The 13884-nt window shown below is 65.2% G+C and carries 11 protein-coding genes; 6 read left to right on the forward strand and 5 right to left on the reverse strand.

Features of this window, described 5'->3' with window-relative positions:
* The first annotated feature begins 71 nt into the window (after positions 1-71).
* Entirely contained in the window at positions 72-1445 is a 1374-nt protein-coding gene (locus J2R99_RS04260) for a glutamine synthetase family protein (protein WP_307153232.1), read from the forward strand.
* Positions 1446-1475: 30 nt separating this feature from the next.
* On the opposite strand, the gene hutW is transcribed toward J2R99_RS04260, so the two are convergent.
* Positions 1476-2858: a heme anaerobic degradation radical SAM methyltransferase ChuW/HutW gene (gene hutW / locus J2R99_RS04265; RefSeq protein ID WP_307153233.1), complete on the reverse strand. Its 1383-nt coding sequence runs from the start codon at positions 2856-2858 to the stop codon at positions 1476-1478.
* A 113-nt stretch (positions 2859-2971) separates the two neighbouring features.
* A complete protein-coding gene (locus tag J2R99_RS04270) occupies positions 2972-5164 on the reverse strand; it encodes a TonB-dependent hemoglobin/transferrin/lactoferrin family receptor (RefSeq protein WP_307153234.1) in 2193 nt (730 codons plus the stop codon).
* 263 nt (positions 5165-5427) lie between these two features.
* Here J2R99_RS04270 and J2R99_RS04275 point away from each other — a divergent pair, with 263 nt between their 5' ends.
* The 5 genes from J2R99_RS04275 to J2R99_RS04295 all read left to right on the forward strand — a co-directional run bounded on the left by J2R99_RS04275 (position 5428) and on the right by J2R99_RS04295 (position 10749).
* Entirely contained in the window at positions 5428-6309 is an 882-nt protein-coding gene (locus tag J2R99_RS04275) for a heme/hemin ABC transporter substrate-binding protein (protein ID WP_307153235.1), read from the forward strand.
* A gap of 11 nt (positions 6310-6320) precedes the next feature.
* Positions 6321-7412: a FecCD family ABC transporter permease gene (locus J2R99_RS04280; protein ID WP_307153236.1), complete on the forward strand. Its 1092-nt coding sequence runs from the start codon at positions 6321-6323 to the stop codon at positions 7410-7412.
* A gap of 8 nt (positions 7413-7420) precedes the next feature.
* Positions 7421-8206 carry a heme ABC transporter ATP-binding protein gene (locus J2R99_RS04285; RefSeq protein ID WP_307153237.1) on the forward strand — a complete coding sequence of 262 codons (786 nt, stop codon included), beginning with the start codon at positions 7421-7423 and terminating at the stop codon, positions 8204-8206.
* Positions 8207-8369: 163 nt separating this feature from the next.
* Positions 8370-9941 carry a putative bifunctional diguanylate cyclase/phosphodiesterase gene (locus J2R99_RS04290; RefSeq protein WP_307153238.1) on the forward strand — a complete coding sequence of 524 codons (1572 nt, stop codon included), beginning with the start codon at positions 8370-8372 and terminating at the stop codon, positions 9939-9941.
* Positions 9942-10044: 103 nt separating this feature from the next.
* Positions 10045-10749: an SDR family oxidoreductase gene (locus tag J2R99_RS04295; RefSeq protein WP_307153239.1), complete on the forward strand. Its 705-nt coding sequence runs from the start codon at positions 10045-10047 to the stop codon at positions 10747-10749.
* Here J2R99_RS04295 and J2R99_RS04300 read toward each other — a convergent pair.
* The 3 genes from J2R99_RS04300 to J2R99_RS04310 are packed head-to-tail and all read right to left on the reverse strand — an operon-like array spanning position 10733 to position 13803.
* Positions 10733-11005, reverse strand: coding sequence for a hypothetical protein (locus J2R99_RS04300; protein ID WP_307153240.1), 273 nt, complete (start codon positions 11003-11005; stop codon positions 10733-10735). The genes J2R99_RS04295 and J2R99_RS04300 overlap by 17 nt on opposite strands.
* 13 nt (positions 11006-11018) lie before the next feature.
* On the reverse strand, positions 11019-13574 hold the full coding sequence (feoB, locus tag J2R99_RS04305; RefSeq protein ID WP_307153241.1) for a ferrous iron transport protein B: 2556 nt from the start codon (positions 13572-13574) through the stop codon (positions 11019-11021).
* Positions 13567-13803, reverse strand: coding sequence for a FeoA family protein (locus J2R99_RS04310; protein WP_307153243.1), 237 nt, complete (start codon positions 13801-13803; stop codon positions 13567-13569). Before J2R99_RS04310 ends, feoB begins: the two co-directional genes overlap by 8 nt.
* Between the last annotated feature and the right edge of the window lie 81 nt (positions 13804-13884).

The following is a 13884-nucleotide window of genomic DNA, read 5'->3' on the forward strand; positions in this document are numbered from 1 at the left end:
GGGCATCCAGGCGACGTCCGAATTCATGCGGCAGGCATCCCCGCCGCGGCAGAAAAACAGAGGAAACCGGCATGGGCGGCAGGCTCACTTTGGAGGAATTGAGGGCCCTTGCTGCGGCCGGCGAGATCGACACGGTCTTGTCCGCGCAGATCGACATGCAGGGGCGCCTCATGGGCAAGCGCTTTCATGTCGACTTCTTCCTCGACAACGCCTGGAAGGAGAGCCGCTCCTGCAGCTACCTGCAGGCGACCGACCTCGAAATGACCACGGTCGAGGGCTACAAATCGGTGAACTGGGTGACCGGCTACGGCGATTACGTCATGAGGCCGGATCTCGCGACCCTCAGGCGGGTGCCCTGGCTCGAAGCGACCGCTCTCGTCATCTGCGACGTCCTCGATCCGCAAACCTTGGAAGAGGTGCCGCATTCGCCGCGCGCGCTGTTGAAGAAGCAGCTGAAACGCCTGGAAGCGATGGGCTTTCGCGCCATGACCGCCTCGGAGCTGGAATTCTTCATGTTCCGGGAGAGCTATGAGGAGGCGGAAGCGGCCGCCTTCCAGAAGCTCAATACCTTCAGCGCCTATAATGGCGACTACAACATCTTCCAGAGTTCCAAGGAGGAAGATGTCATGCGCGCCATCCGCAACGGCCTCGCCGGCACCGACGTGCCGGTGGAAGCGACCAAGGGCGAGGCGGATGCCGGCCAGGGCGAAATCAACGTCCGCTATTCAGACGCGCTGACGATGGCCGACCGCCACGCCATCATCAAGAATGCGGTCAAGGAGATCGCCTGGCAGAAGGGCCGCGCCATCACCTTCATGGCGAAATGGGACACCGACCATGCCGGCAATTCTTCCCACATCCATCAATCGCTGACGAGTTTGTCGGGCGAGCCCGTCTTCTTCGACCCGGATGGCGAACACGGCATGTCGAAGACGATGCGCGCCTATGTGGCGGGCCTCCTCGCCCATAGCCGCGAGATCACCTATTTCCTCGCGCCTTACGTCAATTCCTACAAGCGCTTCACGGCCGGCACGTTCGCTCCGACCCGGGTCTTGTGGTCGCTCGACAACCGCACCGCCGGCTACCGTCTGTGCGGCGAAAACGGCAAGGCGATCCGCATCGAATGCCGGATCGGCGGGGCCGATCTCAATCCTCACCTCGCTTTCGCGGCCCTGATCGCCGCCGGGATCGACGGCATCGAAAAGGATATGCCGCTCGAAGAGGTGTTTCTGGGCGACGCCTACAGCGCCGACGACCGCGCGGACCGCGACGTCCCGAAGACGCTGCGCGAGGCGATTGCAGCCCTTGAAGGCTCATCGATGCTGCGCGAGGCTTTTGGCGAGGAGGTGATTGCGCATTACCTCCATTGCGCGCGCTGGGAGCAGCACGAGGCCGACCGCATTGTCACCGATTTCGATCGCCGCCGCGGCTTCGAACGTGCCTGAGGGCGTGCCGGCCTTTCGGCGGCCGGCGCGTCATCCGCCCGCCGTCTCGGCCTCGCACAATTGCGCCTGAAGCCATTCCAACAGGTTCTGCGTCAGCGTCACCTGCCAGAAGCAGCCGGCGAGCGTCAGGCGGAGCCGGCTCTTGTCCGCCTCGACCAGTCCCGCCCGTTGCCATTGCGCGAAGAGGGGCGCGAGCACGACATCGCCTTGAAGCCCGGCACGGCGTTCAAGCTGCGCCGACAACCAGGCGACGTTGAGCCGCCCGAGCTCCATCTCGCTCTTGATCAGACTGAAGAGGTCGTGGTTCTCCGGCTGCCGCGTCAGCCGTCCGACGACGCAATGGCCCGCGGAGATCGCCTCCTGATAGGCGCGCAGATCATCGTCGATGCCATAGGAATAACCGCCGAGAGAGCCTCCGGCCCCGGCGCCGAACGCCAGGCATTCCGCTCCCGATTTGACGGCGTGGTTGTAGATGTTGCGCTCGCGTTCGCCCTGCCGCCAATGCGTCGTGGAGATCGAATGCCAGCCCGCCCGCTCGAAAACCTCGCTCGCTTCGGCATAAAAGAGGCCGAACTCGGCGCGGTCCATCGGCGGAAATTTGCCCTTGTCGATCGCGGCCCGCAGCGGCGCATGTGGAATGAGCTTCAACGAATAGACATCCGCCCCGTCGAGACCGATGGCGATCGCCGTCTCCACGTCGTTGCGAAAAGCCTCGAGCGTCTGGCCGGGCAGGCCGTAAATGAGATCGACGACGATCGCACCGCCATCGGCTTTCACCAGGCTGTCGAGAAACGCGATCAGCTCCTCGCGCGAGGCACGCCGGCCGAGCGAGCGGCGAAGGCGCGTGTCGAAGGTCTGGACGCCCAGAGAGACACGGTTGGCGCCGGCCTCGAAAATCGCCGCGATCTTGTCAGCATCGAAGCTGCGAGGCCGCCCCTCCACCGTGATCTCGCAATCGGGCGACAACGGCAGATATTCCCGCACCGCGGCGATCAGCCGGGAAAGATCGGGGGCTGAGAGCACCGTCGGCGTGCCGCCGCCGAAATAGACGGCGTCGAGCACGCCTTCCGCCTGATAGGGCAGATCGGCATCGCGCTTCAAATGCGCAATCAGCGCGTCGACATAAGCGGGGCCGGCCTCCGGTCTCCAGGCGTTCTGATAGAAGCCGCAGAACAGGCAATGGTTCTCGCAAAACGGTACGTGCAGATAGGCGACGCCGTTGCGGGCGCGCGGCCGGCGGGTGAGCTCCTGCCACGTGGCCTCCCGGCTCTCCTCCGGCACCATCTGCGCGCCGAAGGAGGGATGCACCACACGCTTCGTGCCAAAGGCGTTGCGCAGCGGCGTGCCGTCTTCGGCGGCGAAGAATTCCTGCATGCGCCGCGCAGCCGGCGGCGTGATCTGAGCGCTCTCCATCTCTGCCCCCCAATTCTCGTCTTTGCGACCGCTGAAAGCGGCCGCGGAAGCCCACGGGGATGAGCCTCACCGTCCCCGTGGGCTTCCTCTGGCCGGCGGACTGGCCGTCCGAGTCAGCCGCCGAAACGCAATGTGGCGCCGAGCTTCACACTCAAACCGGGCTCGTAGACGACCGACGTCGTGGTCGCGTTGAGCGGGTTGGCGTAGCGCACATCGAAAAGGTTCTCCGCGCGCAGGCTGGCGCGGAAATTCTCGTTCACGTCGTAGCGCGCGAAGGCGTTCACGAGCGTGTAATCCTTGGCGTATTCCGCCCCGTCCGGGGCGATGTTGTGCTCCACCTCGCCACCGAAGCTGAGGCGCTGTTCGAGGAGGCGGAAGCCGAGCGAGCCGCCGAGCTGCGACGCCGGAATGGAGACGATATCCTCCTTGACCCCATCCGCCTTGCGCCAGCCGTCGATGATGGAGGCCGTCAGGCCGCCGAAAATCCAGCCGGCATCGTAGGCCGCTTCAAGCTCGAAGCCGTGCAGCCGCGCCTCGGCGAAGTTCTGGTACTGGAAGCAGATCGGCGCATAGGTCGGGCTGCCCAACAAATCCGGCCGCAACGGACAGCCGCTCGTCGGATCGAAGGCCGACAGCGTCTGCCCGTCGATGAAATCGTCGACGTCGTTGTTGAAATAGGCGGCCTTCAGGCGCAGCCGATCGTCGGCGACAAAGAGCGAATCGCGCCGATAGTTGACGCCGAATTCCCAGGTCTTGCCGGTCTCCGGGCGCAGATCGGCATTGGGCAGGAAGGGAAAGGCGACGCCGGAGGGATGCAGCCCACTGATCAGGGTCTCCGTCGTCGTCGGCGAGCGGTAGCCTTCCGCGTAGGTGCCGTAGACCTGCAGCCCGCCGAGGACCGGCCCTTCGAAGGGCGAGACGCCAACGGTCAGGCGCGGCGACAGCCGGTCGCCGTCGCTGTCGACATCCGTGCCGTCGAGTTCATAGCTGTCATAACGCAGGGCGCCGATGACCTCGAACCAGTGCCAGGTGAGCTTGTCCTGGACATAGGCACCCCACACCTTGCGGTCGCCCGACGGCGTATAGACATCGCTGCCGCCGAGCGGGCTCGATGTCGTCACCTCGTCTTTCAGCCAGTCGCCGCCATAGGTGAGCTCGTGCGCGAGCGCACCGGTGTCGAAGCGCGACGTGTTCCACAGATCGATCCCGTAGGTGTCGAGATCGTAGGTGGTCTTGGAGCCCGCCGGAACGTTGATCACCTCGCCCGTCACGGGATCGAACTGGCGCACATCCGTCAGATATTCCTGGTCCAGCTTCGCCTGGTTCCAGGAGCCGTTGATGTGGAGGTCGATCCAGGGATTGTCCGGGTCGTCGAGCGCGTAGCGCGCCGTCAGCGTGTTCTGCGTCAGATCGAGATCGGAGGCGCCGGATCGTTCCTCCCAGCCGTCGTCGGTGCCGATCCAGCCGAGACGCAATTCGCTGTAATCGTTCGGGCGGATGCTCGTCTTCAGCATGCCGCTCAAGACGTCGAAGCCGGTGCCCGACACCTCGTCGCCATGGCCGTCGTCATATTCGGAATAGTCGCGCCAGACGAGATTGCCGAGAACGTCGATATTGTCGTTGATGCGGGCGGCCCCCGTCCCGCTCATCGTCCAGCCATTGCCGTTCGTCTCGTACTGGCCGGTGAAGGAAATGGCGTATCGCTCCCATTCCTTCAGGAAATCGCGCGCATCCTTGGTCTCGAACATGACGACGCCGCCGATCGCGCCGGAGCCATAGGTGTTGGCGACGGGGCCGCGGACGACATCGACCTGCTTCACCAGCATCGGGTCGATCCAAAACGTGCTCTGCGTGCCGTGTCCTGAGCGCTGGAAATCCTGGCGCGCCCCATCGACGATGACGGCGACGCGGCCGAAATCCTGAAGACCGCGAATGTTCACCGAAGAGCTCAAGCGGCTCGAATCGGCCTGGACGGCAACACCCGGCACGCCTTGCAGCATTTCGAGCGGCGTCGTCGCCATCTTGCGATCGAGCTCTTCCTGGCCGAGCCGGCTCACCGATGCCATCGTTTCGATGGCGCTTTCGCCGGTGCGGCTGATGACGGTGATTTCGTCGAGCGTCGTCACCTTCGGCTGGGCCTCCTGGGAAGCCTCGGAGGCGTCACGCTCTGTGACCGCCGCCTCCTGCGCAAAGCCCGGAGCGGACAGCGCCAGGGACGCGGCACTGGCCAGCAATGCGCCATGCCATTTCGGCCGATATCCCCAGCCACGCCTTCCGCCCTCATCCTCACGCCTACCCCAGCCCATGCCCTGCTCCTCTTGCGGTCGGTGACGCCCGCGTTAAAACATGACTTTTCATGTCATATATGAGCTGCGTAGAAAGTCTGATTTTTTTTGTCAACATTCTTTGGCAAGGAAGTTAGGATGCCCACCAACATTGAACGGGTTTGAGGACGGCCATGACGGAAAGGACACGGACCGGATCGGCAAGATGCGGATCGGCAAGATACGAATCAGACAGTCGGGGCGAGCGCACATCAGCGAGAGGACACACGAAAGCCCGCGCTCTGGTGGTTGCCCTTCTCGGCGTCGCTCTCTTTGCCACGGCCCCGGCCGCTGCTGCACAGGACACGGCGAGCGCACAAAAGCAGGCGGCTTTCGCTCCCGACGCGTCGCTCGTCGCCATCGGCGGATCGATCACCGAGATCGTCTATGCGCTCGGTGAGGAAGATCGGCTCGTCGCGCGTGACACGACCAGCACCTGGCCTGAGGCGGCCAAAGCCCTTCCCGATGTCGGCTATATGCGCCAGCTCGCCCCTGAAGGCGTTCTCTCCGTCAATCCGGGCGGCATCCTCGCCATCGAAGGCAGCGGCCCGCCCGACGCCGTGCACGTCTTGAAGGAATCCGGCGTGCCCTTCGTCACCATCGACGAAGGCTATGACCGCGACAGCGTGCTGGCCAAGATCCGTGAGGTGGGGGAAGCGCTCGGCGCCGAAGAACAGGCTCAGGCGCTTTCCGATGAAGTCGCCGCCGAGTTCGATGCACTTGAAGAAGAGACCGCGGCCGTTTCCTCGCCCAAGCGCGTCCTGTTCCTCCTCTCCATGCAGGGCGGAAAACTCCTCGCCGCCGGAACGGGCACGGCCGCCGATGCGATGATCCAGCTTTCCGGCGGCGAAAACGCCATCTCCGGCTACGAGGGCTACAAGGCGCTGTCCGAAGAGGCCGTCCTCGATGCGGCGCCGGATGCGGTCCTGATGATGGCGCAGGGCGCAAGCCACGGCATCGGCACCGATCAGGTCTTCGCCAATCCGGCCCTCGCCGCGACACCGGCGGGCGAGGCAAAAAATCTCATCCGCATGGACGGGCTCTATCTTCTCGGCTTCGGTCCCCGTGCGGCCTCGGCCGCCCGCGAGCTGCACCAGGCGCTCTACGGCGCACCGGCGTCTCACTGAAGGCGCCGGCCATGACGCTCGATATCCTTCTGCCCGCCGCAGCAAGGCGCCGATCATTGCCCCTCGGTGATCGCTCCTTCGTGGCGAAGGCGACGATTGCGCTTCTCGCGCTTCTTCTCCTCGTCACCTTCCTCTTCAGCCTGACGGCGGGCGCTGCAGATGTGTCCCCGCTGCCGCTTTTGCGCGATCTCGTCTTCGGCGGCGGCGAGGTTTCGGCGCGCGACCGGCTCATCATCGGCGATATCCGCCTGCCGCGTGCCGTCCTCGGTAGCCTCGTCGGCGCATCGCTCGCCGTCTCCGGCGCCGTCATGCAAGGGCTTTTCCGCAATCCCCTCGCCGATCCGGGCCTCGTCGGCGTGTCTGCCGGGGCCGGCCTTGGGGCGATCATCATCATCGTTCTCGGCTCGGGCGTGCTCGCTCCGGTGATTGCGCCGCTCGGCATCTATGCGCTGCCGTTTGCAGCCTTCTTCGGCGGGCTTCTCACCACCTGGATCCTCTATCAGGTGGCGACGCGCCGCGGGCAGACGTCGATCGCCACCATGCTCCTGGCCGGCATCGCGCTCGGGGCGCTCGCCGGCGCCGTCTCCGGCATCCTCGTCTTTCTCGCCAATGACGCGCAGCTGCGCGACCTCACCTTCTGGGGGCTCGGCTCACTTGCCGGCGCCACCTGGGTCAAGATCGCGGCTGCCGGCCCGATCATCGTCGCGGCGCTTCTTGCTGCGCCGTTTCTCGCCCGCTCCCTCAACGCCATGGCGCTCGGCGAGGCGGCGGCCCATCATCTCGGCATTCCCGTGCAGCGCATGAAACTCATCGCCATCGTCACGGTCTCGGCCGCAACCGGCGCTTCCGTCGCCGTCTCCGGCGGCATCGGCTTCGTCGGCATCGTCGTGCCGCATCTCCTGCGGCTTCTGATCGGGCCGGACAATCGCTACCTGCTGCCGGCCTCCGCGCTTCTCGGCGCCGTCATGCTGCTTCTCGCCGACGCGATCAGCCGCACCATCGTGGCCCCGGCCGAATTCCCGATCGGCATCGTCACCGCAGCGGTCGGAGCGCCCTTCTTCCTGTGGATCCTCCTCCGCCGGCGCGGCGTGCTCGACCTGTGAGGGGCGCAATGATCGAAGTGGAGGAGCTTTGCGTCAGCCTCGGCCGGCGCCAGATCCTGAGCGATGTCGGTTTCACCGCATCGGCCGGCGCCATGACCGTCATCGTCGGACCGAACGGCTCGGGCAAGACGACGCTTCTGCGCGCCATCTCCGGCGAGCTCGCCTCGACGGGAACGATCCGCATCAACGGCCGCGACAGCCGCGCCCTGAAACCCTTCGAGCTCGCCGCCCTGCGTGGCGTGCTGCCCCAGGCGACGGCCCTCTCCTTTCCCTTCACGGTGCGCGAGGTCGTTGGCCTAGGTCTCAACGGCGCCTCGGCCAAACTGCCACCCGAAGAGGTCAAGCGCCTGCCGGAGGAAGCCCTGCGGCGCGTCGATCTCGCAGGTTTCGCCGGACGCTTCTATCAGGAGCTTTCGGGCGGGGAGCAGCAGCGCGTGCAGCTTGCCCGCGTCCTCTGTCAGGTCTGGGCGCCGATCGTCGACGGGGAACCGCGCTGGCTCTTCCTCGACGAGCCCGTCTCCTCGCTCGATATCCGCCACCAGCTCGTGATCATGCGCCTTGCCGCCCAGTTCGCCGCCGCCGGCGGCGGCGTCCTCGCCGTTCTTCACGACCTCAATCTCACCGCCATGTTCGCCGACAAGGTGGTGATGATGCATGACGGGCGGGCGCGCGCCTTCGGCTCGCCGGCCGAGGTCATGACCGATGACCTTCTGGAAGATGTTTTCGAGTGTCGGCTCGGCGTCGGCGTCGTTCCGCCCGGCCCCTTCGTGCTGCCGCAATCTGCAACGCGCTAGCGCAGAGCGACAAGGGCAGGCTCCCGCAAGCCATTCCCGACTACGCTCCCCGCCCAGTCCCGGTCGCGCACGTGGTGCGCGCGGTTTTTATATCCCGTTCATCGATTGTCCTTATGGAGCGATCTAGAACATTGCGGGTTGAACCTTCATGTCCGGACCATCCGTGAAGAGGACCATAGCCTTCGTGCTCCGTCATAAATTCCGCTTCATCGATCTCTCGATCGTCCTGATCGCAACGCTTGCGACGCTTTATGTCGGCATCGTCATCGACATCTTCGCGAACGCGGCGGGCGACATGCCGGCGGAGATGAGCATCGAGCGCGACGAATTGATCGCCGTCTCGGTGGTCTTCCTGCTCGGCCTCATCTGGGCCATCCGCCGCATGATCCGCGAGCGCCGGGAAGCCGCCCGAAAAGCTCGCACGGCGCGGGAAATTCAGAGGCTCGCCTTCCATGACGCGCTGACCGGATTGCCCAACCGGCGTCAGTTCGACGCCGCGCTGGAAGAGGCCGCCGCCTCACCGCCGGGCAGCGATGCGAGCCATGCCGTGATGATGCTCGACCTCAACAGCTTCAAGCGGGTGAACGATGTCTTCGGGCACGCAGCCGGCGACGAAGTCTTGATGCAGGTGGCGGCCCGGCTGCGCCGAGCGGTGCGCGGCAACGATCTCGTGGCGCGTTTCGGCGGCGACGAATTCGCCGTTCTCGCGACGCATATTTCCGGCGCCGAAGCTGCGACCGGTCTCGCTTTGCGCATCATCGACGCCCTGACCCCGCCGATCCGGGCCGGCGGCGGCGAACACGCTGTCGGCACCGCGATCGGCATTTCCCTCACGCCCCAGGACGGCGAAGTGCCGGCGGAGCTCTTGCGGAAAGCAGACATCGCGCTCTACCGCGCGAAAGGCCAGGGCCATTCGGCCATGCGCTTCTTCGAAGAGGAAATGGACCAGCATGTGCGCGAACGCAGCCGCATCGAAGGTGCGTTGCGATTGGCTATCCAAACGCAGACGATCACGCCGAGCTATCAGCCGCTCGTCGATATGAAGACGGGCTCCGTCAAAGGCTTCGAGGCCCTGGCGCGATGGGACGACCCGGTCCTCGGCAAAATCGGGCCGGATCGTTTCATCCCCGTCGCCGAAGACAGCGGCCTCATCGCCGCCTTGACCGACCTCCTTCTCGACCAGGCCTGCCGCGACGCCACCACCTGGCCTGGCAAGACCATGCTCTCCTTCAACGTCTCGCCGCTTCTCCTGCGCGATCCGAATTTCGGCATGAAGGTCATCGCGCTTCTCGGCCGAACCGGCTTTCCCGCCGAAAGGCTCGAACTGGAGATCACCGAAAGCGCCCTCGTGCGCGACCTCGCCGCGGCCCAGTCGACGCTCGGAACGCTCCGCAAGGCCGGCGTCCGCATCGCCCTCGACGATTTCGGCACCGGCTATTCGAGCCTTTATCACCTGCGCAACTTCAAGCTCGACAGCATCAAGATCGACCGCAGCTTCATCCATTCGATGGCGACGGACCCGGAAAGTGCCGCCATCGTCAAAGCCCTCGTCGGCCTCGGCGCAGGCCTTGGCCTAGAGGTCACGGCGGAGGGCGTGGAGACCGAAGAACAGCGCCTGCTTCTTGCCGAGCAGGGCTGCAACCAGGCCCAGGGCTTCTTCTATTCCAAGGCGCTCGGAGCCCAGGAGGCCCTCGACCTCTTCGCCTCGATCGAGACCGCCCGCCGCAGCGCATGAAGCTTCCGATCGAGGTTTCGGCTCCCCTCGGCCTGCGAAACAAGCGTTTCGTCGAAAACGCCGCAATGCCATAAGCCGCGGGAGGAATCTCGAGGAGGCCGACATGGCAGACGGAAAAGTGGCGATCATCACCGCCGGCGGCAGCGGCATGGGCGCAGCTGCGGCACGCAAGCTCGCCGAGGACGGTTTTTCCGTCGCGATCCTCTCCGCCTCCGGCAAGGGCGAACAGCTGGCAAAGGAGCTTGGCGGCTTCGGCGTCACGGGCTCCAACCAATCGCCCAAAGATCTTGAACGCCTCGTCGACGGCACGATGGAGCGCTTCGGACGCATCGACGTCCTCGTCAACAGCGCCGGGCACGGGCCGAAGGGGCCGATCCTGGAAATTTCGGACGAGGACTGGCACGCGGGTCTCGACGTCTATCTCATGAACGTGATCCGCCCGACCCGTCTCGTCACGCCGCATATGCTTCAGGCCGGCGGCGGCGCGATCATCAACATTTCGACCTACGCCGTCTTCGAGCCCGATCCTCTGTTTCCGACCTCTGGCGTCTTCCGGGCCGGGCTTGCGGCCTTCACCAAGCTCTTCTCCGACAAATACGCGGCCGACAATCTGCGCATGAACAACGTCCTGCCGGGCTTCATCGACAGCCTACCGGAGACGGAGGATCGCCGCGCGCGTATTCCGATGGGGCGTTACGGCCATGCGGAAGAAGTCGCCGCGACGATCGCCTTCCTCGCCTCCGACGGCGCCGGCTACATCACCGGCCAGAACATCCGCATCGACGGCGGTATCACCCGTTCGGTGTGAGGTCCGGGCGCGCACGCGCGGAGTGCTCTCCACGGTCGTGGCAGGCATCCGCCTCCGACACCGCAAGCGGCGCAAAACAGGCATCCTTGCAGCTGCCGCGGCCGACGCAATCGACACAGGATGGCCGCCGCCGGAAGAGCTTTTTCTTCAGAAAGACGACGGCCAGAAGCACGATCGCGGCAACGGCGAGCCATTCCAAGCCCCCCGTCGCCGCCTCGCGGCTCAGATCGATCGCCGGCTGCGTTTCGGCGTTCATCGGCTCTCTCCCCTCATGACACGGCGCCTCGCGGCGAATAGCCCGGCGGCGGCAGCACCCGGCCGAAGGGGCGCTTGAAGAGACCGACGAGGATCACCGCCGCGAAAGCCGCGAAGTAAGTGATCGTCAGCGTCTGAAGCCCCGACAGCGCAAACATGCCGCCGAGCGTGAAGACGGCGCTTGCGACGCTCAGGCCGAGAAAAGTCGGGAAGACGATCGAAAAGATCATCCAGCGATAGGATTGCGTCTGCACGCGCACCATGATCGTCGTGGCGAGACAGGGCGGATAGAGCGCGAAGAAGAGCATGAGCGCGACGGCGCCGAGCGCCGAATAGCCGGCGGCGCGCTGCTCCGTTCCCATGCGCTCTTCGAGCGTGTCGTTCTCTCCGTCCGACGGCTGGAAAAGAACGCCGAGCGTCGCGACCGAGCTCTCGCGCGCCGCGAAAGACGAGAGCAGCGCCACGTTGATCTTCCAATCGAAGCCCGCGAACTGCGTCACCGGTTCGAGGCTGCGCCCGACCTGGCCGAGGAGCGAATTGACGATCCGCTCTTCCTTCATCTCCCGCCTCAGCGTCTTGCGCGTCGTCGCAAGCGTCTTCAGCGCCCGCTCCGCCGCACGCGCCTCTTTGTCTGATGAGCGTTTCAGGAACGGATAGAAGTCGGGATAACGGGTTTCGTAGCGCGCATCGACGGCACCTGAGGCCTCCGCCCCCTGCGCCATCAGCTTCTCGGTGCGGTAATCGGTGTAGACGTTGACGAGGTCGGTGAGCGCCACCTGATCGGGCACGGCGGCGAGATAGGGATTGCCCGCCATCTCGTCGTAGAATTCCGCGATCGCGGCCTCGGCCCGCCCCTCATAGACCGCCTCCTGGTCGGCACTGAGGCCCGGAAACTGCAACAGCACATAGACGACGACGGAAACGGCGACGACGACGGTGCCGACCTTCTTGATGTAGAGCCAGGTGCGGTCGATCGAGCGGCGCAGAACGCCGGTCAGCGTCGGCAGATGGTAATGCGGCAGCTCCATCACGAAAGGCGCCGTCTCCTTGTGGCGCAGCACGGAGACGGAGAGGAGCTTGGCGACGAGCAGGGCGGCAAAGATGGTGATCGTCGACAGATAGAAGAGGACGAGCCCCTTCGCCTCGACGAAGTAGATGTTGATGAGAAGCGTATAGAGCGGGATCTTCGCCAGGCAGTTCATGAACGGCACGGTGAGGATCGTCGCAAGCCGCGCCCGCTCGTCCGGAATGCCCTTCGTCGCCATCACGCCAGGCACGGCGCAGCCGCCGGCAAAGACGCCTGCCAGGATGAAGGGCAGCGTCGATTGCCCGTGCAGGCCGAAGCGGTGCAGGATCCGGTCGAGAATGAAGGCGATCCGCGCCATGTAGCCCGAATCCTCCAAAATCGCGATCAGCGCGAAGAGGATCAGGAAGATCGGCACGTAGTTCAAAAGCGTGTTCGCGGAATCGACCATCCACAGGCCGAGCGAGCGGATCTGCGGGTCGTAGAGAAAACCCGCCTCCGGCAGCCATTGCGCCGCGAAATTGCGCAGGGAGGCGAGAAACGGCCAGGTGACCTTGGTGAGCTCGTAGCCCTGGACGATGGAGATCTCATAGATCCCCCAGACGACGAGGACGAGAAAGATCGGCGCCAGAATCCGGTGCAGAAGCAGCCGGTCGACCCGCTCCGACGCGGAGACCGCACCCTTACGGCTCTCCCTCACTGAGGCAGCGACGATCTCGCCTGCAAAGCGGTCGCGGATGCATGCGACATGGTCGCCGGTCGAGAGATCATGCGCCTTCTCGAAAGTCTTGCGCGCCTCGGCGACGTCCTCCAGGAACACCGCCTGATGCGGGTCTTCGCGCACGAGCCGGACGGCCTCGGCATCCCCTTCGACGAGTTTGACGGCAAGCCCGCGCACGGCGGCGCCGGCATCGAGGCCGGAGGAATCGGCGAGCCTTTCTTCAACCCAGTCGATCGTCTCTTCGAGCGCGCCATAATCGAGCCGCGCATCGGAAATCGCCGGGGAGATGTCCGGCTCGTCGGCGATGCGGCGGATCGCGGCACGCAGCTCCTCGCGTCCGACGCCCTTGCGGCCGATCGAGGCCACGACCGGCACCTTCAGCTTCTGCGCCAGCGCATTCAGATCGATCTTGAGGCCGCGCCGCTCGGCGACATCCATCATGTTGACGACGACGATGAGCGGATGGCCAAGCTCGATGAGCTGGGCCGTCAGATAAAGCCCGCGGCGCAGATTGGAGGCATCGAGCACGTTGACGACGACGTCGGGCCTTTCCTCGTAGAGAAAGCGGCGCACGACGCGCTCTTCCAGGGAGAACGACGTCAGGCTGTAGGTGCCGGGAAGGTCAACGACCTCCACCCGCCGTCCGTGGTCGAGATAAAAGCCGCTCTTCTTGTCGACGGTGACGCCCGGATAATTGGCGATATGCTGGGCCACGCCCGTCAGCGCATTGAAGAGCGTCGATTTGCCGGCATTCTGCTGCCCGGCGAGCGCCACGCGCAGGCGCCGCCCCGAGGCTCCCGCCGTTCCGGACGTTTTCTCAGTCACGTTCCACCTCGATCGTCGCCGCTTCGGCGCGGCGCACCGTCAAGACCGCATTGCCGACGCGGATCGCGATCGGATCGTTCAAGGGCGCTGCCCGGATCACCGTTACCTCGGCGCCGTTGACGAGGCCGAGGTCGAGAAGCCGCTGGCGGATGGCGCCACAGCCTTTCAGCCGGGCGACCCGGCAATGGGTTCCCGGCACGAGATCGTTGAGCGAGCAAAAGCCGCCCATGCCGCAGGGCGCCTCGCCTCGGGGCATCCCGTCTTGCCCCACTCCTTGGCCCTGCCCCTGGCAATGTCGCCGCTGGCGTCG

The organism is Rhodopseudomonas julia, from assembly GCF_030813515.1.
In the GTDB taxonomy this organism is placed as follows: domain Bacteria; phylum Pseudomonadota; class Alphaproteobacteria; order Rhizobiales; family Afifellaceae; genus Afifella; species Afifella julia.